The sequence below is a fragment of the Sediminispirochaeta smaragdinae DSM 11293 genome (assembly GCF_000143985.1).
GTDB lineage: Bacteria > Spirochaetota > Spirochaetia > DSM-16054 > Sediminispirochaetaceae > Sediminispirochaeta > Sediminispirochaeta smaragdinae.
In genome coordinates, this window is sequence record NC_014364.1 from 86,609 (window position 1) to 106,844 (window position 20,236).

Consider the following 20,236-nt stretch of genomic DNA (forward strand, 5'->3'; position numbering starts at 1 on the left):
TGTCCCGCTCTTACTATGCTGGGAATGAGAATAAGGAGCCTTTGAAGTGATGTTTTTTTCTCCTCCCTTTGTCTGGGGGCTTATAGGTGTATTGCTCATAGCCTTTGAAATGGTTATACCCGGCTTTACCATCTTCTTTTTTGGGGCAGGTGCTCTTTTGACGGCGCTTGTGTCGGCCGTTGTTCCTCCTGTTGCCTCCAATATTGGAAGCCAGCTGTTACTCTGGGCTGTAAGTTCCGTACTCTCTTTTGCCTTTCTGAGGCGGCATTTTGCAAAAATTTTTCGGGGAACGGTACTTAACAGATCTATCTCCAATGAGGGATTAGGAGAAGTCGTTACGGTTCTTGAAACCATTTCCCCCGATAAGCCGGGAAGGGTTCGATATCGGGGAACCAGTTGGAAAGCCGTTAGCTTGACCGAAACCTTTGAGCCTGGTAACAAGGCTGAAATCATAGAAATATCGGGGCTGACACTCACGGTAACGGCTCCGTTTGAGGGGATCGGCCGGGACGAATTCCTTGATCGTCTCGAAGATCCATCTTCTCCGAAATCCGGAGAAACTACTTTGTGATTGCTATACTCTTATGTAACGGATTATTATTGGAGGCTTTATGAACGTTATTTTGGCCTACCTTCTTGCCTTTGTGGTCATCGTGATCTTTTTTAAATTGATCAGGATCGTACCCGAACAGGAAGTGTACATCATTGAACGATTTGGAAAGTACGAGAAAAGTCTCGGCTCCGGACTTCATCTTGTGATTCCTTTTGTCCAGCGGGTGGCCTATAAGCATACCCTGAAAGAAGAGGTGATCGATGTGGACCCTCAAGTCTGTATTACCGCGGACAATGTCCAGGTTACTGTCGACGGACTTCTCTATCTTCGTGTAATGGATGCAGAAAAGGCGAGCTACGGAATCGACAATTACCGCTATGCAACCGCTCAGCTGGCAAAGACCACGATGAGGTCGGAGATCGGAAAACTGGATCTTGATCGTTCCTTCAGTGAACGGGATGAGATCAACGATGCAATCGTCCGGGCCGTTGACGAGGCTTCCGATCCTTGGGGCATCAAGGTTACTCGTTATGAGATAAAGGATATTCGCCCCACCGATACCATCGAACAGGCGATGGAGCAACAGATGCGGGCAGAGCGGGAGAAGCGGGCGGAAATTCTTGCCAGCGAAGGCGAAAAGATGAGCCGTATCAACATCTCTCAGGGAGACCGGGAGGCTGCGATTAACCTTTCCAAGGGAGAGCGCCAGCGTCGGATCAACGAAGCGGAAGGGCGCTCCAAGGCGATTGAGGTTACCAGTGTGGCCACAGCCGAAGGCCTACAGATGATCGCAGAGGCGTTGCAGCTTCCCAAGGGAAAGGCCGCCATGGGCTTGCGGCTGGCGGAACAGTACCTTACCAAGTTTGGATCCATTCTCGATACGGCGGAAACAACGGTTCTTCCGGATGATCTTGCCAGACTCAAGTCTCTTATCGATACGGTGGCACCGGGAATAGCCGGAGGTAAGGTATGAACCCCTTTCTTCCCTTGATGGTTCTTATTTTTCTCTTCGGGGTGGTTATTCTTGTCAGCTTGATTCGTAGTGTTCGGATCGTTCCTGGTAAGGTCGCCTTGGTGGTCGAGCGGCTTGGTAAGTATAGCCGCACCCTTGAAGCCGGATTTCATGTGCTTGTTCCCTTTATTGAACGGGTAAAATATCGACACGGGTTAAAAGAGGTGGCCGTCGACGTTCCTGCCCAGGACTGTTTTACCCAGGACAATGTCAAGGTTCGAGTTGATGGTGTTTTATATATGAAGGTGGTCGATGCCAGGCGTGCAAGCTACGGTATCACCAATTATCAGTACGCAACCATCCAGCTTGCTCAGACCACCATGCGGTCGGTCATCGGCAGGCTTGAACTTGATAAAACCTTCGAAGAGCGAGACGCTATCAATGCCGAGGTTGTGAAGGCTGTAGATGAGGCCGCCGATGCCTGGGGTGTCAAGGTTTCCCGGTATGAGATCCAGAACATCAATGTACCTTCGGGAATCCTGGAGGCGATGGAAGTCCAGATGCGGGCAGAGCGGGAAAAGCGAGCTGCGATTGCCCGAAGTCTCGGAGAGAAAGAGTCTAAGATCAACTACAGCCAGGCCGAAATGGAAGAGGCTGTCAACCGCTCTGAAGGTGTAAAGGAAAAAATGATCAACGAGGCGGAAGGAAAGGCCCAGGAGATCCTTTCCCTGGCAAGAGCAACGGCCGATGGAATCAAAATGGTTGCCCGGTCGGTGGCGAATCAGGGAGGAGAGGATGCTTTGGCCCTGCGGGTCGCCGAAGGATATATCGAAGAGTTAAGCAAACTGGCCAAACAGCAGACGAGGGTTGTTGTACCTATGGACGTTACCGACATGGCCGCCATGATGACAAAGGTCGAACGTATGGTCAAAGAGTAATTGGCCGACCCTTTGCGGTAAGAGCGGCGAAAAGGGTGGGCTTTTCGCCGTTGTTTCTTTCTCTTGACAGGATAGAGAGTAAAAAGTAAATTTGACTTCCCACGCGATACGTAGTAACTTATAACCTCATAATATTTTATACTCTGATCTAGAGGTATGCCCTCTTTATCGTGCATGTAGAAAGGGGATTATGCATAATTCACTAATTTCGAAAAAAGGATTCCCGATCGTTCATTTTTACGATCAAGACTTTGTCGATATTTATGAAAAAAGCTGGGCGTGGATAGAGGAAGCCTGGTATCGAAACGGAGAGAAAAATGGGCTCCAGGAGCAATTTTTTCGCTACCCCGGTGGAGATACGATTAACCAGGCAGAGGCATGTATGTCGACCTTCTTCTTGGTTTACAGCAACCGACTTTTTTCCGCCTTCCACAACCTGGATAATTTTTACGGTAAGCAGGAAAGCGACGGTGCTATCCGCTGTACCTATCGAATAGACGATGGTAATCCGGTTTTAACCGAGGAGAACCCTCTTGGGGTTGGCCCGCCACTTTTTGCCTTGGCAGAATACAATCTGTTTCATAAGGTCGGCAATAAGAAACGGCTCAAGGAGATTATGCCTTATCTTGAGGCCTACTATGCCTGGCTTGAGCTCAATTTTAAAGATGATACCGGGCTGTACGTAGTACCTGCGGAAGCATCCATGATGGAGAATGCACCCCGTGATAGGGCGGTCTATCTGCTTGATTTTAATGCACAGCAGGCCGTTAACGCGCTCTATATGAGTGCGATTGGCGATGTTCTCAACGACAAAGAGATAAGTTTTAGGTATAAAAGAAATTATTTTTCTCTGAAGACGAGAATTAATTCTCAGATGTGGGATGAGGAAAGCGGTTTTTATTACGATCTTGATAAAGAGGGAAAGCGCCTTAACGAAAAGATGATTGGTGCATATTGGACCCTCCTTGCCGAGATCCCTAATGAGGACAAGTCTAATGCTCTCATCGCTCATTTGAAGAATCCGGAAACCTTCGGCACAGAACATCCCTTTCCCTCTTTGGCTGTTGATTCTCCCCATTTCACTGAGAATGGATACGGTTGTAGAGGGTCTGTCTATCCTTCGTTGAATTTCGTGGTTATCAAGGGGCTTGAGAAATATGCCCGCTACGAGCTGGCCAGAGAAGCATCTATCCGGCATCTCTATTTTATGCTTGATACTCTGCATCCCGAAGGTGATAAAAAAGGAAATTTGTGGGAGGCTTATCTTCCCCACAAGGAGGGCCCTGCACTGTGGCCCGATAGTGAGGATTTTCCGAGACCGCTCTATCTGCCGGGAATTGCTCTTTCCACTATTACCCTGATGATCGAAAATGTTCTTGGTTTGACCATCAGTTTGCCAAGAAAGACCGTCGATTGGATCGTTCCTACCTTGGAGATCATGGGAATCGAGAATCTTTCGCTCAAGCGTAATATGATTACCATCCTCAGTAACAAAAGCTCGAGAGGCTGGGAGATAAGGCTTGAGTCGGAAAAACTCTACTATTTCACGATCACGGTATTGGATGAAAAGAAAAAAAAGACCCTGCCGATTCCGTCGGGTAAATGCTCGATGCTAATCGACAAACTATAGTTTACAGTTTCGTTCGTCCCCGGAAGGAGCGGGCAAGGGTAAGCTTGTCCGCATATTCGAGGTCACCGCCTACCGGCAGTCCGGATGCCAGGCGGCTGACTTCAATGGGGCGTTCCTTTAAGATGTTCTGAAGGTAGAGTGCGGTGGTATCTCCCTCGACTGTCGGATTGGTTGCGATGATAATTTCCTTCACCGTACCTTCGGATGCCCGTTTGACCAGCTTATCAATGGAAAGATCGCTCGGCCCGACTCCATTCATCGGATTGATTGCTCCACCAAGAACGTGAAAAAGGCCGTTATACTCCCCTGTCGATTCGATGGTCGCCACATCCTGAGGCTCTTCCACCACACAGATCTGTGTTCCATCCCGACGAGGATCAGAACAGACGGAACAGAGTTCATCCTCGGTGAAGTTTCCGCAGACAGGGCAGGGATGTATGCGTTCTTTTAGTGTGCCAATCTCTTCCGCAAGCCGTGTAACAAAGGCCGAATCGGCTTTGAGAAGGTAATGGGCAATTCGCGCGGCACTCTTTCTTCCCACACCCGGTAACCTGGAAAGGCTTCGGATGAGTCGCTCCAACTGGTTCATATCAGCCGGGGTTTCCCAAATTGTTAAGCAGGTCGGGCGGAAGGTTCAGATTTCCCAAACCGCCGGAAAGTTTATTCTGCATCTCTTCGCGAACCTTTGCAAATGCATCGTTAAAAGCGGCCCGGACCAGATCTTCCAGCATCCCTATATCTTCGGGATCGACCACTTCACGTTCGATTCTGACACCGATGATCTGCATCTGTCCGTTCATTTCGATGACGACCATGCCACCGCCGGCAGTACCGATTACCACGATATCTTTCAACTGCTCCTGCATGTCTTTCATGCCGGACTGAAGGTTTTGCATATTCTTGAACAGGTCCATGGGATTCATTTTTTCTCTCCTTTTGGGCCGATTACTTCACCGCGAAATACTTCTGTGACAAGCCGAACCTCTGTATCGTCATTTTCTTCCTGCTGCTGTTCCTTTGATATTGCGTTGAGTTTGACCGCTGGTCGAAATCCGATGACCGGCAACAGCGCATCGGCAAGGATGGGAATCTCTCCACGTACGAAGTTAACGGTAAAGCCGTTTTCAAAATCGATGGAAAGCGTTTCTCCCTCCAAGTGCCATGTCCCTGCCTTCTCTAATGCCGAAACCAGGGCAGGCTTTGTTTTTCGTAAAGAGTCAATTGTCTGTTGAATTTCCTCTTGGCTAAGATTTCTTGGTCCCTCTGCCTGCTCTGTTTGTCCCACAACGGCATGACTGTTTTTTGGGGGGGCTTCCTCGCCTTCTTCGGATGATAGCGAGTCGGAATGCGACTTTTCATGAACAGGGTTCGATGCCTTCTGTGAGACCGATTGGTCGGCGGCTTGAGAAACCTGTTCTTGGGGGGGGGCGTGTTCGCGAATCTGCGGGCTCCGAGGAGGCTCTGTTTCAGGAACATCATTGTCGGAACCAGCTACTTGCTGCTGACCAAGGGGAAGTTTCCCTTCCACCAGCTCGCTACGAAGTTTGCCGATTTGGTGGAGGACTTCTTTGGGGGAGAGATAGCTTCGCATACCGGCCAGGCGGCTCATGACGAGTTCTAATTCGAAGCGTTGGTTCAGGCTGTAGCGAATTTCTCGGTACAATGTAAACAGAAGCTCGATGGCTGTCTCCATCTGAGAGACGCTCCATGCGTCCCGTGCCTTGGACGAAAAACGTTCGGGGCTGTAGCCGAGAACTGCCTCTTTTTTGATTCCGTGACGAATAAAAAGGAGATTTCGAAAGTATTCGGTCAGATCAATGATGAACTGCTCTACTGCAACGCCGTCGGCAAGGACCGATTCGGTTAGTTCAATGGCCTTTCCGGCATCCTCTTCCGCCAAAGCCTCTGCAACCCCGTTTATCCGTTCCAGACCTACCAGTCCCAGCTTCTGGCGTATCTCTTCCAGGGTGATTCCCTTGTCTGAAAAAGAGGCCACCTGGTCGAAAAGGGTATATGCGTCCCGAAGGCTTCCCGTCGCCTCCTTGGCAATCCAGAAAAGCGCCTCATCTTCAGCCTCTATCTGTAACTCCGCGGCTGCTTCGGCCAATTTATTCTTGATCGTTTCGGGCTGAATAAGGCGAAAATTGAACTGCTGACAACGGCTGCGAATGGTCGCCGGTACCTTGTGAATTTCCGTAGTTGCAAAGATAAAGACAATGTAGGGCGGCGGCTCTTCTATGGTCTTCAGCAACGCATTGAAAGCACTGTTGGAGAGCATGTGGACCTCGTCGATGATATACACCTTGTAGCGACCACTATTTGGTGCAAAGAGGACCTCGTCCTTAATCTCCCGTACATCATTGACGCTGGTATTGCTGGCACCGTCGATCTCGATCACATCGAGGCTGTTACCTCTAGAGATTTCCTGACAGCTGCTACACTCCCCGCAAGGAGCGGGAGTAGGACCCTTCTCACAATTCAAGGCTTTTGCAAGAAGCCGTGCTGCAGAGGTCTTGCCGACACCTCTTGGGCCGGAAAAAAGATAGGCGTGGGCTATTCTCCCCGACGAAACCGCACTGGAAAGGGTCGATACGACAAAATCCTGACCAACCAGTGTTTCAAAGCCCTGGGGCCGTTTCCTTGTTGCTGTTACTTCGTATGACATTGTCCACCCATATTGGCCGAAAAAAAAACCCCTCGGCACCGATCAAGCCGGTTGCGGCTCATCATCCGTCCGCTTACCGCTGCTACCTTCCGGTCCTGACGGAGTTGGGCGGTGGACAATAGCGCAGGACCTGACCGGGAAGCCAAGGGGAAATAACGGAGAGAGGGGGATTCGAACCCCCGGTACCCGGTTAGAGTACATACGCTTTCCAAGCGTACTCCTTCGGCCTCTCGGACATCTCTCCAGAATCACGATACTCTTTTTGCCTGCGGAGAGAGAGGGATTCGAACCCTCGGTACCGTAAACGGTACAACGGATTTCGAGTCCGTCCGATTCAACCGCTCTCGCATCTCTCCGTAAAAAAGAATGTACCCAAGAGGACTCGAACCTCCGGCCTTTAGATCCGCAATCTAACGCTCTATCCAGCTGAGCTATGGGTACATACAAAACGGAGAGGGGGGGATTCGAACCCCCGGTACCCGGTTAAGGTACAACTCCTTAGCAGGGAGCCCGATTCGGCCGCTCTCGCACCTCTCCAAATACAAACGCTGATACGGAGAAGGTGGGATTCGAACCCACGGAGCCTCGCAGCTCAACGGTTTTCAAGACCGCCTCCTTCAACCACTCGGACACCTCTCCATTCTCTGACCAGCAAACTGGGCCTTCAATATACTTGTGGCACCTTCCTTTGTCAATATATCGGCTAATTTTCGCTGTGATCAGTCGCCGACGTCAGGTTCCTGCAAAGTCGTAAAGGGTCTTGATTTCTTGGGCCCAGCGATCGGGCTCCGGTGTCTCCAGAATCAGGGGGATATCATCGAGCCTGGAATCTTCCATCAGGAAACGAAAGGCCTCGATGCCGATGTTTCCGTCCCCCAAGGGGGCATGACGGTCAACTCTACTTCCAAACTCGGATTTGGCATCGTTCAGGTGCATACCCCGCAGGTAGGAATAGCCGACGACTTCGTCAAAGTGTGCCATGGTATGGCCATAAGCTTCCCTGCTGCGCATGTCATACCCAGCGGCAAATGCGTGGCAGGTATCGATACAGACTCCGACCCGCTTCTTGTTTTCCGTCAACTCCACAAGCCGTCCCAGCTGTTCGAAGCTGTAGCCTATGTTTGAACCCTGGCCTGCGGTATTTTCTATAACCAGAACCAGGCTATCGGTTTCTGCTATGGCCCTGTTCATCGCCTTTGCAATTCGTCCTATACACTCCTCTTCGGATATCTTTTTCAGGTGGCTTCCCGGGTGAAAATTAAGTAGCTTGAGGCCGAGTTGTTCGGCCCGTCTTACTTCATCCAAAAAGGCATCGAAGGCACGCTGCCATTTTTCTTCTTCCGGAGAACCCAAGTTGATGAGGTAGGAATCGTGGGGCAGCACATGGTCGGGGCTGATCCCTACTTGGGATAAATGGTCGGAGAAGGCCTTGATAGAATGCTCTTCCAGGGGCTTTGTCTTCCACTGGCGTTGATTTTTTGTAAAAAGGGCAAAAGCCCCTGCGCCTATCTCCGCCGCATGTAGCGGGGCCTTCTCAACCCCGCCGGCGGCACTAACATGAGCTCCGATATACTTCATGTTTCAGTTTCTACATTCCGGTGTGTAAAGATGATCGGCTTCGATGCGCAGAACGAACTGCTGCGGCAGGCCGTTCACGAAATTTTTCGGAAGAAAAAGATGAAAGCGCCTTGCCTGCTCAATAATAAATTCAAGGTGATCATAGTCCCAAAGGTGGTAATCTTTCTTTGAGCAGTCCGCATTCAGAGTATCCACCAGCTCGCCACAAATCGTTTCCAACTCCTTCCCTAAGAAACTCTGGCTGCAAGCCTTGAAAAGTAGATCGGCAGGTATAGTATCCGGAAGCTTTTGTACAAATGTGTCATGTAAGCTATTGATCGTATCCATACCGTTCCTCCTTTCTTAAAGATAACAGGGCATAGCAGGAAAAGCAAAATTTACCTATGATGAACCATCTATGGGTTATAAACGATATCAGCTATCTCTTCCTACCGATTATGGGGAAGAGGACCTTCTCGGGCTTCTTCGCAAAAAGAGTGGCCTGACCGAATTTCGTTATGTGATCGAGAAAAAGAGTCTTGATGCACGACAAAAAAGAGAAATTCATTGGCTTCTGTCCATTGTTCTCATTTCCGATCAACTATCGGGAGAGCCCTGGGCAGCGCCTGCCCCCCTCAATGTGCCCAAGAAGCGTAGCCCCTGCCATGTGGTGGTGGTCGGTAGTGGCCCTGCCGGAATATTCTCGGCTTTGGTTCTTGCCGAGGCGGGGTGTTCGGTAACCGTCATAGAACGCGGTTCCCGGATTGAAAAGCGTAAACGCGATATCGATGTCTTTGAGGCAGACTCGACCTTTCCTCTGTGCAACAACTATGCCTTTGGCGAGGGAGGGGCTGGGGCCTTTTCCGACGGCAAACTGACCTCCCGGTCGAAGCATATCGGCCCCGAGCGTGCTTTTATCCATAAAGCCTTCATCGAGGCTGGTGCTCCCGAAGAGATAGCCTGGCTTGCGCACCCCCATCTCGGCAGCGATAACCTTTTTCGAATAACTCGTGCTCTTCGTGCCAAGGTGGGGACCTTAGGAGGCTCTTTTGCCTTTGATACGTTCTTGGAGGGATTTACCCGTCTTTCCGGGGGCGGTTTTCGCTTATCATGCAAAAAAAGCATTGGCGGTGAAGGTTCGGAAATCGATGGGATCGAATGTGATTATCTGATCATTGCCTGCGGCCATTCGGCCGACGATACCATCGCTATGATGATTCACAGCGGGATACCTTATCGAACAAAAAACTTTGCTCTTGGCTTTCGGGTGGAGCATGAGCAGCGTGTCATTAATCATGCCCAATGGGGCAGCTCCTCTTTGCCCGGGGTAAAGGCTGCGGAGTACCGTCTGACGGCAGCGGATAATGTCTACACCTTTTGTATGTGTCCCGGCGGTCGGGTGGTACCGGCGGCAGCCTTTTCCGATCGAAATATTGTCAATGGGATGAGTAATTATTACAGGGACGGACGCTTTGCCAATGCGGCGGTGGTTGCAGGGCTTCATCCAGATCAACTTGCCGGACGTCCAGTCTCTCCTCCCGAGGCCCTGGAGCTCCTTGCCAACCTTGAGCGTCGTTTTGTGCAGACAGGCAATGGTTATGCGGCACCAGCCGCCTCTATTTCGGCCTTCCTCGCCGGAAAGGCTCCGGGGATGCTGCCCCAGGAGAGCTCCTATCCCTTTCCTCTTATTCCCGCCGACCCCGAGGCCCTCTATCCTAAATTTCTTCTTCCGAGACTTCGTCGTGGTCTGGCTCAGTTCTGCAGCAAGATCAGGGGGTTTGATACGGGAACCATCCTTGGATTGGAAAGCAGAACCTCTTCTTCCGTCCAGGTTCTGCGGGAACAGGATGGATCTATCCCTCAATTCCCCGGGCTTTTTGTGGTGGGGGAAGCCTCCGGCTGGGCCGGGGGGATCGTGAGTTCCGCTGCCGACGGCATTCGGGCGGCAATGACCGTAGTCGGATCTTAGTCGTCCGTCTCCTCTTCTATGGGAATGGCTTCGGCTCGTTCTTTTAGTCTTCCGGAAGGTGAGAATTTAACTACCGCTCTGCTTGGCTTTGCAGGAATCGTCATCTCCTCTCCTGTCGCCGGGACGGTAATGATCCTGGCTTTGCTTGGCGGCCTCACACGGTAACCGATTTTCCCGAGGGAGCCTAACGAGACCCGCTCGCCCAGCATAATGCCGCTTTCCACCACCGAGAAGAAATCATCCAGAATTCTGCGGACCTGGAGTTGGGTGAGGTCGTTACGCCCGGCAATATAGGCTGCCATGCGATCTTTCGTAAAATGCTCAATCTTACCCGCCATAGGGGTCTCGATGGTGCGATTAATCCTTGCAAAGCCATTGGTCAGAAAAATGGTGGCCTCCCTGATCCTCTTAGCCTGTTCTGCAGGGGATACTCCTTCTTCGCAAACGGCAATGCGATACACTGGTGAGGTCTTTTTGATGGGAGCTCCATGGAGGATCGCAGGATTGCCGACCGAGAGGGAGGGAGCGTATGTAACATCCTGTTCCCTGATGATGTCAGGAACATCGGATCGTATGGGGATGCTTGCATACTCCATTGCCCGCCCTTCACCCGTATGGGGAAAGAGCGAGAGAAGAGAGCCTGAATTTGTAAGAAGGATACAACCCCGGGAATCATCTTCGGCCAGCTCCTTTATTTCGGCCATTTCGAGAAGCCTTGTCTGCCCGGTAAAAAGCCGTTCCTTTTCCGACCATGCCTGTTTTAGACGAGAAAACCCTTCTTCGGCATCGACAAAGTCAAGCGTGGCTGCCAGGCCTTTGAGATGCTGCTCAATCACCTTCGGCATAGTTTCTACAACTTGTTTGTCATTATTCATACTTGAAAGATAGTTCGAGGCAGAAGAAAATTCAGTAGAAGAGAAAAAATATTGTTTTTCAACGCCATGGGTAGTACGTTCAATGCACTAGTTAAAGATGAGGAGGCAGATCCATGACGGATGGAAATGGTATTGAAGGAAAGATCAGAGACCATCTCAAGCTCCTGGTGAAAACAGCCGGCCTTCCCGGTAACGAAGATTCTCTGAAACAATTGGAGAATGCCTGGATGGAAAAGATGGAGGCATTCGATAGTGAGGTAGAATCTCGTGGAATGGAGGTGGTTGATTCCTTTTTTGCGGATGATGAGCGAGGTGCTCTGCTTATGACCTATTCAGGGAGCCTGATTACCTTGGGTCCGATGGTAGGGGCGGCCAGAAGTGCCGCCTACCGAAGCATCGGGATACGGAATGATGTTCCCGAATCGATTGACAGCGATGCCGCTTCTCTTTCCGGGGATGTAGAGGTTGATTCGGTCGTATCTTTCATCGACGGCCCCATTGAAAAAAGCTCTCCGATATTCAAAATTGCGGTTGTTTCGAGCGATATGGCTGAAGAGGAACAGGAAGAACTTTTGGCCGAGGCGACGAGGATTCTTACCGAAAGCTTTGTGGACGTGAACAAGACCATCATTCAGTAGCCTATGTTTTTTTTGCCTTCGATAGTCACACGCAGAACGCTTCCCCCCCGGGAAGCGTATCTGCACATCGTGAAAGCCGCGACAGATAAACTCAAGGGAGAGGACCAGCTTGTACGTCCCCGAGATGAGCATAATCGCCCTGGAGGGCTTATTCGTCTGCAGGAAGGGATCACCATGATTGTCCCCGATCTCCATGCAAGAATCCCCTTTCTCCTGCACGCCCTGGTTTTTCCCGTAGAAGGCCGACCCTTTATCGACCTGATGAAAGAGGGGTCGGGGACGATGGTCTGCGTGGGTGACGGTTTGCACTCCGAAGCCAGAGGCTATCAGCGGTGGCAGGTCGCTTTGCAGGAGCTTCTGGAGGGCTTTTTCCGTCATGAAGCAATGGATGAGGAGATGCTGGAGGGACTGGGACAAATGGAACTGGTGATGCGGCTGAAACTCGCCTTTCCCGATCGTTTCCACTTTCTCAAAGGAAACCATGAGAATATCCTCAACAGGGAGGGAAACGGAGATCATCCTTTTCGAAAATTTGTTTTGGAGGGTGAAATGGTCCGCGTTTATCTTCAGAAATTCTACGGTGATGATTTTCTGAAGTCCTATGCCGATTTTGAACGTGCGCTTCCCCTTGTTGCTGCGGATGGTAACTTTATGGTTTCCCATGCAGAACCGGCACGCTCCTTTTCCCGTGAGGAGGTGATCCGTTATCGTTCGCTTGATGATGTGGTGGAGGGACTTACCTGGACCCCTAACGACGGCTCAGAGGAGGGAAGTGTACAAACGATGATAGAGAGTTTCTGTGCATCCCCCGACCAGGCGGTCTATTTCGGCGGGCATCGAACCATAGAAGGACGTTACTCCCTTCGGGCTTCGGGACGTTTTATCCAGCTTCATAATCCCGTTTCCTTCCAGGTTGCCCTGGCAGATTCCGGACGGCCCTTCGACCCTGAGCGGGATATTGTCGATGTTTCTGGGGATCCGGCGGCGCTTTTAGAGCGTTCGGAGCTTGAAATATCAGAGGAAACGCCATGAATCGGCCTCCGGAGATGATCGGAAAGTATAAGATCATAGATCTCATAGCAACAGGTGGAATGGGGGCCGTCTACAAGGGGGTGCACCCTACCCTTGATTGTTATGTGATCATCAAGAAACTGACCCTGCGGGGGAATCCTGATTTTGCCGAACGCTTTCGTCGGGAAGCAAAAATCCTCATGGATTTTCGCAACGACAATATTGTCGATATATATGACCATTTCAAGGAAGGACGCTCCCACTATATTGTCCTCGAATATATCGACGGCCTTTCTTTGGAGCAGCTTATCAGGCGGGAACGTTACCTCTCAAACGATATGGCTCTCTACATTTTTCGGGAGGTGTGTAAGGCCCTCGATTATGCCCACAAACGAAGGGTCGTTCACCGTGATATCAAACCGGCGAATATTCTCATCTCGAAAAAGGGAGAGGTGAAACTGGTGGATTTCGGTATCGCCTCTTCCAAGGAGGAGGATGGGGAAGCGGGGCTGACTCGGGACGGTATGACCCTGGGATCTCCCTCGTATATGGCTCCCGAGCAGTTCGAAAATAGCAGGAATGTCGACCAGCGGGCCGATATCTACTCTCTCGGGGTGATGTTGTACGAGAGTGTCACAGGGAAAAAGCCTTATCCCGGCGGTTATACCGCCGATTTAATAGCGGCGATTACCAAGGGAAAGCATCCTGCTCCCCGTCGCCTTAATCCCAAGGTGAACCGTTTTGTCTCTTCGATCGTCAAAAAGACGATGCATCCTAAACCAAGACGACGTTATCAAAATCTTACCTCTCTGCTTCGTCGCCTGGACCGTTACTTCCACCGTAAACCGGTCGAAGCTCTTAAGGAGCAGCTGAAAAAGGCAATTTCCGGAGGAACGTTGGAATCCACTCCACGAAAGAAGCTAGGAAAGCTCCGACGTTTTTTTTCAATAGCCCTACCCGTGTTCTTTTTATTGTTCCTTTTGCTCGGTAGTGCATATCGTAGCGGCTGGTACCAGCGCCTCTTTCTTGCCGACAGCTATGGTGAGTTGAGAATTGCCTTGCATCTGGATCATTCCTATAAGGAGCCGAAGGATCTTTACTTGCGGGGTTGGCTTTTTGCCGATACAGGTGAAGACGGAACAGCCCTCGATATTGATCCGATACATTTTCGTCTTCTCCCCTCAGAAGAGCGGGAAGGAGACCTGAACTTTGTCAGCAGGCGGGTTTTCCTTCCTTCAGGTGATTATCGTCTTAAGGTTCAGATAGAGAACAACTTGTTTTGGAACACCTTTAGGCTCCATACCATAAAGGAACAGCATAATCTTTACCAGGGTGAGCAGGGACGTACCATCACCCTGTGCACAAGCTCCCATACGCTTCCGCTTTCGGTCGATTTTTTTGTTCAGGATTGTGATACCTGGGTTGATATTACCCCGATTTCCCTTATTGAACTCAAAACGGGCGGAAGGTGGACTCCCTGGAGTGATGAGCTTGCCGAGGGACTTACAACCGGGTCGGTATATCGATTTCGCATTTCTGCCCCGGGATACACAGAAAAGGAATTTAGTCTTTTGATTCGGGAAGATCAAAGTACACTCTATCTCAACCCACGATTGGAGAAATCAAAACTATGAAAGGAGCCGAAGCATGAGTATCGGTCTTAAAAGAATCATTATCATAGCCTTGGGAATTCTTGCCGGTGCGGCTGCATGGCCGCTGATGGAGCTTGTCCTTTCATTTCAGTCGCTTTTTCCGGGCTATTTTATCTTCAGCATTGTCCAGGGGGCCCTCTTCGGTCTCGTTCTCGGCCTTTTTTTCGGCTCGGGAGAGGGGCTGACCTCACGGAACGGAAAGAAACTTGGACATGGGCTTGCAAGTGGTGCGGCGGTTGGAGTAATCGGAGGGGTGGTCGGTTTTCTTTTCGGCCAGGGGGTGCTCTTTTTCATCCTTGATAAAACATCCAACTACCTTGCTGTCCCCGTAGCAAGGGGAATCGGCTGGGCGCTTCTTGGGCTCTTTGTCGGCGCTGTGGATGGTATCAGAGTCCGTAGCCTGAGGAAGACGGCAATAGGTGCTTTGGGAGGGATTATCGGCGGAGCGGCCGGTGGGGCTGCCATTGAGTTGATCCGTCTCCATTTTTCGGAGCTTCTTATGATACGAGCCGTTGGCTTTATTTTGTTCGGCCTGCTTGTGGGAATCGGCTACGCGGTTGCCGAACGAAGCTTCTCCTTTGGTATCCTTCACGTTCTTAACGGGCCTCAGCGGGGACGGGAATACAGCCTCTCCCAATCCTCCTTTTTTGTGGGGACCTCTTCTTCTAACGATATCAGTGCAGAGGGGTATCACGATATTGAGCCTCGGCATATACGTTTTTATTCCAAGAGAAAAGAACTCTACATAAAGGATATCTCCGGGAAAGCAGGGACTAAGGTCAATGAGGAACCGCTCCGGGGAGAGCGCTTACTAAAATATGAAGATGTGATTCAGGTCGGTTCCCTGAAGATCTGTTATCTTACCGAATAGAGGATCATGGGGGTTTTGTATGAATCGTTTCGCCGCTGTTGTTTGTATAACTGTTTTTTTGGCGCCTGCTTTTACACTTTCTGCAGAGACCCTGCAGATTACGCAGATAGATTCTTCATCACTGCTTCTTTCCCAGTCGGTTGATCTCTATGTTTCTCTGACCGATGATACCGGAACTCCCCTGAAGGGGATATCCGGGGATTCTTTTCAGCTTTTTGAATCGGATGATCCCGATACTTTTTCCGAACCTATGCTTATCCGATCGCTAGCTCCGAACCCGCACGAATCACAAGGCCTATCCATCCTCCTACTGATGGATAATTCCGGGAGTATGTATGATACCCTTTCCGGTGATCCCACTGGCGATCCTGCTCTCATGCGTACCACCTATGCTCGTAATGCGCTTCGGACCTTTGTGGGGTCTTCCTTTCATGCCGGAGATAGCGTCTCTTTTGCCACCTTCAATACCAATGTTGTACTTCATGCGGATGAGGCCGGGGATCCCGTGGTGATGGATATGCTGCTTTCCGGTATCCGCCGCCCGGGAACAGACGAATCGTATACGGAACTCTATCACGCGCTTGCCGATATGGCGCTTCCTGTGGGAGAGCGGTCCGGGCGCCGGGCCGTCATTGTCCTCTCCGACGGGGAGGATTACTCCTATGCGACCCATAGTGGGAACCCTCATCCCATCTACGGGAATCAGCAGCTTAGCCCGGATGAGGTTGTGGAGGAGTATATCCGCAATGGTGTTACCTTGTACGCTATCCATTTCGGCTTGGAAAAGGACCAATACCTTGGTGAGATGGCGCTCAAAACCGGGGGAGCGGTCTATGATGCAAAAGACCAGGAGGAGTTGACAGGCATCTACCATGACATTCGGCAAAAAATCGATGGAGAGTACCTGATCCGCTATCGGGCCGGGATGTTTCCCGCTGACAAGACCTATGTCAAACTGATTCATAAAAGCCCTGAGGGAAACAGTGAAGCCGTTCGTTACTACTATACCTCAACCATGTTCGGCCGGCCGGTGGTTCCTTTCCCTTGGAAAATCTTTTTGATTCTACCCGCCGTGCTTCTTATCTGGCTGTTGCTTCTCTTGATTCGCAACCGAACCTTCCATTCCGACGCTGCCTTGCGGATTCTTCGTGCAGGATATGGTACGAAGATCAGTTCGGCAACCATTGCGATACAGCAGGAAAAGACAGTGATCGGAGGAGGGGAACAGGCAGATCTTACCCTTTCCGGCAGAGGGGTTCCTCATGACCGGGATGTAACCATTGTGTTCGATAAGCAACAGAAAAACTACACCATTGTGGGGGGGGCCGGAGTTAGCGTCAACAACCAACCGCTCAAGGGGGAAAGACGACTGAGCGGTGGAGATGTACTTAATATCGAAGGGACCACCATCGTTTTTGAAGAACCGGACGAGGGTAAGAACTAAGCCTTTTTTCTGTTCACGACCCAAACACCGAGGAGCACGGCTGCTCCTCCGGCTATCTGGAGAGGGGCGAGGCGCTCGGCGAGTACAAGAAAACCAGCGATGACACCGAAGATCGGACTAAGATTGCTGTACATGCTTGTGCCGGTGCTGCCGATTCGTTTTACTCCATGACTCCAAAGGACATTTCCGATCAGAATCCCGAAGGTCCCAGCATACCCGATGCTGAAGGATTCAGCCAGCGTCGGGAAAAAAAGACCCGACCGCAAAAAAACGGGAAGCGAAATCAGCAGAAAGGGGAGCAGTACGATGAAGATCACAATACAGACAATTTGTTCGATGGAATATCGTTTTGTAAGCGGGCGTACGTACACGGTGTATACGGCATAGGCAAACTCTGCGATGACCAGGAGTAGGACCCCTCGAAGGTAGGTGCCCTTGACGGAAACAGCTTCTCCTCCGGCGGTAATGGCCAGCACACCGAGAACCGAAAGGGCTATTCCCAGGGCCTTTTTTACAGTGATTTTTTCCTGTCGGGTTACAATGGAGATGACGGCAACGAAAACAGGAAGCAAGGCGAGGATAATTGCCGAAATGCTTGCCGCCGTATCGTGTACACCAAAGGTGTAGCCACCCTGGAAGATAAAAAAACCACCGAGCCCTACCGCAATGAACCGCTTCCTATCCTCTTTTGCTACAGGCTTCCAGCGTCTTCCCAGCAGAACGAATATAAGAGAGACAAGAAAAGCCAGTAGCAGTCGAAGGGTGTTGTAGCGAAGGGGATCAATGGTCGCAAGGCCTATTTTCATGATCATCGGATTTATTCCCCAGATAAAGGCCGCGGCGATGAGCATGAGATGGGTCATTGTATGTAGTACCTTATGATTCGATGATCTTTTGGCTTACCATGGCTTCATCCTCAAAGATGAAATAGCCGGAAACCCTTTTCCCTTCAAGGACTTTCGGAAGCCAGAGAGCATCGTCTTCCCACATCTTATCAAACGGGATTTCCCCCACTGGGGTCCAGAATGGATCGGCTTCATCGGTTGCTCGTGCTTCGCCTTCATGGTCATAGGCAAAGAAAACCGTTCCTTTGAGCGAATAGCCGTCGGTGAAGATGAAATGGAGGCTGGCAACCTCTTTCAGCTCTTTTGGCGTAATGCCGGTCTCTTCCTGCATTTCACGGATTGCCGCATCCATAGGCATTTCCGCTGCCTCTATCCTACCGCCGGGAGCATTTACAAGGCCCCTGCCCAGCCCTGTTTTCTTATGTATCAGTAGTACCTCATCTCCTCGAAAGAGATAGCAGAGGACCGCTTTTTCCGCAAATTCCCAGGCATCCCAATCGATTCCGTCTGTATCCCGGGGGATCTCTTCTCGAGGCGTACCCTTTCCCAGTGTATGACGGTTCTCTTCATCTATCTCTGGAGGTGCGATGGTTATCGGCTGAGGCTTCTCTTCCTTTTCCTCTTCCGGCTTCTCTTCTCCCTCCGGTGTCGGAGCGCAGTTGGCACAGAGGTTATCATCTCTGCCGATAAACTCCCTGCTGGCTAAAGGTGCGCCGCAAGAGGCGCAGGTTCGCCGGAAGACAAAGATCTTCTTTCTCAGCAAAAAAAGGATGACTGCGTAAAGGGCAAAGGCGGGAATGAGCATCCAATCGGGTTGTTTATTCGCTGCGAGAAGTCCGATCTCGATCTGTAAGATAAGAAGAGTTCCGGCAAGCCACAGGGTGGCGAAACGTTTCTTCTCTCCTGTTGCCATATGCTTTCTTTGAAAAAGATTGAGGATCATGATCGAAAGCATCAGATAATAAATAGGGGTTGATAGTTTTTCAGCAAGCATGGAAGCACATTACTCTCTCACCGGCCCCAGGTCAAGGTTTATCTGGCCAGAGCCATCCGTTCCGGGTACAATAACTGCCATGAACGAAGTCAAGAACAATCCGGAGACCATCAGTTTTCTCAAAAGCCTCGGATTTCCCAGTGTGCGGGTGCACCATTCCTTTAATCATTTCGATTTTAGCCGTCCCGATCGGCGAATCCTTGTCATCGGGCCTATGGGATCGGGCAAAACCGAGTATTCGGCGCGAGTCTGGCGCGATGCTCAGGTTGCCCTGACAAAAAGCGAAACTATTGCTCGGGAAACCAGTACCGACGGGGCCGATCGCAGGAAGGTTTTTTTTATTCGTTCGTTACTGGACACCCAGCGATTTCCCGATTATCCGGAGGATGCTCTTGCCTATCGGGGTGGATATGAGCGTTGCGGCGATTACATCGCCAGGATAAGTGACTCCTTTGCCCTTGAAAAGCTTGTACACGACATGCCGGAAATCGGTACCTGGATCGTTGATGAGGCCAGTTTTTACGATGAGCGGCTTGTATACGTTGTACGAAACGAATGCCAACGTCGTGGACTTATCTTCATCTTTCCTGCTTTGATCCTGAATTTCAGGCGCGATATTTTCAATCCCACGGCCCGACTCATGCTCGAAACCGCCACCGATGTTTTTCCCTTGACCGCTTACTGTGAGCATCCCGACTGTCTTGAGGATTCTTTCTATACCTACCGCTACTACCAAATAGATGGAGAGGAGTGTCCCGCTCTCTATTTTGATCCGCTCATTGTGATTGGGGGGGATCGAAAAAAAGAGGATGCCGTGGAACCGAATTATTGTACCCGCTGCGATCGCCACCATTACCTCCCCGGCAAGGAGTACACCTTTTTTACCTTGAAACCTCTCGGTCAACAGGCCAGCGGAGGCAATAGTGATCCGCTGAAACGGGAGCTTGCAGCCTTACAGGAGCGAAAAGGGAATTCCCTTCTCGCTCGTCATCTGCGGGATAAATTCGGACACGATGAGGAACAACGGGTAAACCTGAATGCCCTCAAGGTTGCCCGCATTGCCGAGCGTGCCCTTATCTATCTTTATGCCGAGCAAAACCTGATCCCCGAAGAATTGCTGTTGAAACTCGTAAATGAATTAGGGCTGGACCGGGTATACATGAAAAAAACCTTATCGGAAAATGGCCGACTCGTTAATCTGGATCAACAGATACTCGACGGTTTTTAGGCTTTTCCGCTATTGTTGAGTTTGTAAATACTTCTCGGCATATTTTTTATCTTCGATTAAAATATGGTTTTTAATCCAATCTTTGAGTTCCGAGGTTATTTTCATTGACATTACCAGTTTCCCCTCATCCATTGATGTACGAAAAGCCTGGATCTTTCCTCTTATCTCCTCATGAAGCCGTTTGTGCTCTTCAAGTTTTTCGTAGCCCATCTTTGTCATAAACCGTTCTTCTTCGATAAAGTGATAGAGTGTATAATCAAGAACTTCATCCAGCAAGGTTTTTGTTTTGCTTTCAATATCGCTAGCGGCAAGCTGATCATAAAACGTATTGAGAATTTCTACAAATTTTTTGTGTTGTGCATCGATGCCGGGGATCCCAAGCTCGTAGTCCGAATTCCATGTTATTAAACTCAT

20 protein-coding genes, 5 tRNA genes and 1 other RNA gene are annotated in these 20,236 nt (G+C 50.4%); 11 read left to right on the forward strand and 15 right to left on the reverse strand.

Translation table 11 applies throughout. The features are described from left to right. Positions 1-49: 49 nt before the first annotated feature. From SPIRS_RS00400 to SPIRS_RS00415, 4 genes are all read left to right on the forward strand, one after another. On the forward strand, positions 50-571 hold the full coding sequence (locus SPIRS_RS00400) for an NfeD family protein (protein WP_041865933.1): 522 nt from the start codon (positions 50-52) through the stop codon (positions 569-571). A gap of 40 nt (positions 572-611) precedes the next feature. Beyond that, positions 612-1,526 carry an SPFH domain-containing protein gene (locus tag SPIRS_RS00405; protein WP_013252707.1) on the forward strand — a complete coding sequence of 305 codons (915 nt, stop codon included), beginning with the start codon at positions 612-614 and terminating at the stop codon, positions 1,524-1,526. Then, entirely contained in the window at positions 1,523-2,443 is a 921-nt protein-coding gene (locus tag SPIRS_RS00410) for an SPFH domain-containing protein (RefSeq protein WP_013252708.1), read from the forward strand. Before SPIRS_RS00405 ends, SPIRS_RS00410 begins: the two co-directional genes overlap by 4 nt. 205 nt (positions 2,444-2,648) lie before the next feature. Beyond that, the gene (locus SPIRS_RS00415; protein WP_041866169.1) at positions 2,649-4,073 is read left to right on the forward strand and encodes an MGH1-like glycoside hydrolase domain-containing protein; all 1,425 of its coding nucleotides are present in this window, start codon (positions 2,649-2,651) and stop codon (positions 4,071-4,073) included. A gap of 1 nt (position 4,074) precedes the next feature. On the opposite strand, the gene recR is transcribed toward SPIRS_RS00415, so the two are convergent. The 11 genes from recR to SPIRS_RS00465 form a co-directional block, all read right to left on the reverse strand. Next, on the reverse strand, positions 4,075-4,662 hold the full coding sequence (recR, locus tag SPIRS_RS00420; protein WP_013252710.1) for a recombination mediator RecR: 588 nt from the start codon (positions 4,660-4,662) through the stop codon (positions 4,075-4,077). A 1-nt stretch (position 4,663) separates the two neighbouring features. Next, positions 4,664-4,996, reverse strand: a complete 333-nt coding sequence (locus SPIRS_RS00425) for a YbaB/EbfC family nucleoid-associated protein (protein WP_013252711.1) — start codon at positions 4,994-4,996, stop codon at positions 4,664-4,666. Then, on the reverse strand, positions 4,993-6,738 hold the full coding sequence (gene dnaX, locus SPIRS_RS00430) for a DNA polymerase III subunit gamma/tau (protein WP_013252712.1): 1,746 nt from the start codon (positions 6,736-6,738) through the stop codon (positions 4,993-4,995). The genes SPIRS_RS00425 and dnaX overlap by 4 nt, the downstream gene beginning before the upstream one ends. A gap of 37 nt (positions 6,739-6,775) precedes the next feature. Then, positions 6,776-6,874: signal recognition particle sRNA small type (gene ffs, locus SPIRS_RS21955), an RNA gene on the reverse strand. A 20-nt stretch (positions 6,875-6,894) separates the two neighbouring features. After that, positions 6,895-6,982: transfer RNA gene (locus SPIRS_RS00435), tRNA-Ser, on the reverse strand. A 25-nt stretch (positions 6,983-7,007) separates the two neighbouring features. Beyond that, positions 7,008-7,094: transfer RNA gene (locus SPIRS_RS00440), tRNA-Ser, on the reverse strand. 11 nt (positions 7,095-7,105) lie between these two features. Continuing rightward, a tRNA-Arg gene (locus tag SPIRS_RS00445) sits at positions 7,106-7,179 on the reverse strand. Positions 7,180-7,187: 8 nt separating this feature from the next. After that, a tRNA-Ser gene (locus SPIRS_RS00450) sits at positions 7,188-7,275 on the reverse strand. 17 nt (positions 7,276-7,292) lie between these two features. Further along, positions 7,293-7,377, reverse strand: a tRNA-Ser gene (locus SPIRS_RS00455). Between the two features lie 93 nt (positions 7,378-7,470). Continuing rightward, positions 7,471-8,316, reverse strand: coding sequence for a deoxyribonuclease IV (nfo, locus tag SPIRS_RS00460; protein ID WP_013252713.1), 846 nt, complete (start codon positions 8,314-8,316; stop codon positions 7,471-7,473). A gap of 3 nt (positions 8,317-8,319) precedes the next feature. Then, entirely contained in the window at positions 8,320-8,643 is a 324-nt protein-coding gene (locus SPIRS_RS00465; protein ID WP_013252714.1) for a hypothetical protein, read from the reverse strand. Between the two features lie 70 nt (positions 8,644-8,713). On the opposite strand from SPIRS_RS00465, the gene SPIRS_RS00470 reads away from it, so the two are divergent. Further along, complete coding sequence (locus SPIRS_RS00470; RefSeq protein WP_013252715.1) at positions 8,714-10,264, forward strand: NAD(P)/FAD-dependent oxidoreductase; 1,551 nt, start codon at positions 8,714-8,716, stop codon at positions 10,262-10,264. On the opposite strand, the gene SPIRS_RS00475 is transcribed toward SPIRS_RS00470, so the two are convergent. Next, the gene (locus SPIRS_RS00475) at positions 10,261-11,109 is read right to left on the reverse strand and encodes an HU family DNA-binding protein (protein WP_148224116.1); all 849 of its coding nucleotides are present in this window, start codon (positions 11,107-11,109) and stop codon (positions 10,261-10,263) included. The two genes, SPIRS_RS00470 and SPIRS_RS00475, sit on opposite strands and share 4 nt — an antisense overlap. Before the next feature lie 143 nt (positions 11,110-11,252). Here SPIRS_RS00475 and SPIRS_RS00480 point away from each other — a divergent pair, with 143 nt between their 5' ends. The 5 genes from SPIRS_RS00480 to SPIRS_RS00500 are packed head-to-tail and all read left to right on the forward strand — an operon-like array spanning position 11,253 to position 16,755. Then, positions 11,253-11,777, forward strand: coding sequence for a hypothetical protein (locus SPIRS_RS00480; RefSeq protein ID WP_013252717.1), 525 nt, complete (start codon positions 11,253-11,255; stop codon positions 11,775-11,777). 3 nt (positions 11,778-11,780) lie between these two features. Then, positions 11,781-12,809 carry a metallophosphoesterase family protein gene (locus SPIRS_RS00485; RefSeq protein WP_013252718.1) on the forward strand — a complete coding sequence of 343 codons (1,029 nt, stop codon included), beginning with the start codon at positions 11,781-11,783 and terminating at the stop codon, positions 12,807-12,809. Beyond that, positions 12,806-14,422: a serine/threonine protein kinase gene (locus SPIRS_RS00490; protein ID WP_013252719.1), complete on the forward strand. Its 1,617-nt coding sequence runs from the start codon at positions 12,806-12,808 to the stop codon at positions 14,420-14,422. The genes SPIRS_RS00485 and SPIRS_RS00490 overlap by 4 nt, the downstream gene beginning before the upstream one ends. 13 nt (positions 14,423-14,435) lie before the next feature. Beyond that, on the forward strand, positions 14,436-15,311 hold the full coding sequence (locus SPIRS_RS00495; RefSeq protein ID WP_013252720.1) for an FHA domain-containing protein: 876 nt from the start codon (positions 14,436-14,438) through the stop codon (positions 15,309-15,311). 19 nt (positions 15,312-15,330) lie between these two features. Then, the gene (locus SPIRS_RS00500; RefSeq protein ID WP_013252721.1) at positions 15,331-16,755 is read left to right on the forward strand and encodes a VWA domain-containing protein; all 1,425 of its coding nucleotides are present in this window, start codon (positions 15,331-15,333) and stop codon (positions 16,753-16,755) included. Here SPIRS_RS00500 and SPIRS_RS00505 read toward each other — a convergent pair. Together SPIRS_RS00505 and SPIRS_RS00510 are read right to left on the reverse strand one after the other, a co-directional pair. Next, the gene (locus SPIRS_RS00505; protein ID WP_013252722.1) at positions 16,752-17,618 is read right to left on the reverse strand and encodes a DMT family transporter; all 867 of its coding nucleotides are present in this window, start codon (positions 17,616-17,618) and stop codon (positions 16,752-16,754) included. The two genes, SPIRS_RS00500 and SPIRS_RS00505, sit on opposite strands and share 4 nt — an antisense overlap. Positions 17,619-17,631: 13 nt before the next feature. Beyond that, on the reverse strand, positions 17,632-18,594 hold the full coding sequence (locus tag SPIRS_RS00510; protein ID WP_013252723.1) for an 8-oxo-dGTP diphosphatase: 963 nt from the start codon (positions 18,592-18,594) through the stop codon (positions 17,632-17,634). A gap of 79 nt (positions 18,595-18,673) precedes the next feature. Between SPIRS_RS00510 and SPIRS_RS00515 the strand changes: the two genes are divergently transcribed. Beyond that, positions 18,674-19,822: a thymidine kinase gene (locus SPIRS_RS00515; protein WP_013252724.1), complete on the forward strand. Its 1,149-nt coding sequence runs from the start codon at positions 18,674-18,676 to the stop codon at positions 19,820-19,822. 9 nt (positions 19,823-19,831) lie between these two features. Here the strand turns inward: SPIRS_RS00515 and SPIRS_RS00520 are convergent, their stop codons facing one another. Next, on the reverse strand, positions 19,832-20,236 hold the full coding sequence (locus tag SPIRS_RS00520; RefSeq protein WP_013252725.1) for a bacteriohemerythrin: 405 nt from the start codon (positions 20,234-20,236) through the stop codon (positions 19,832-19,834).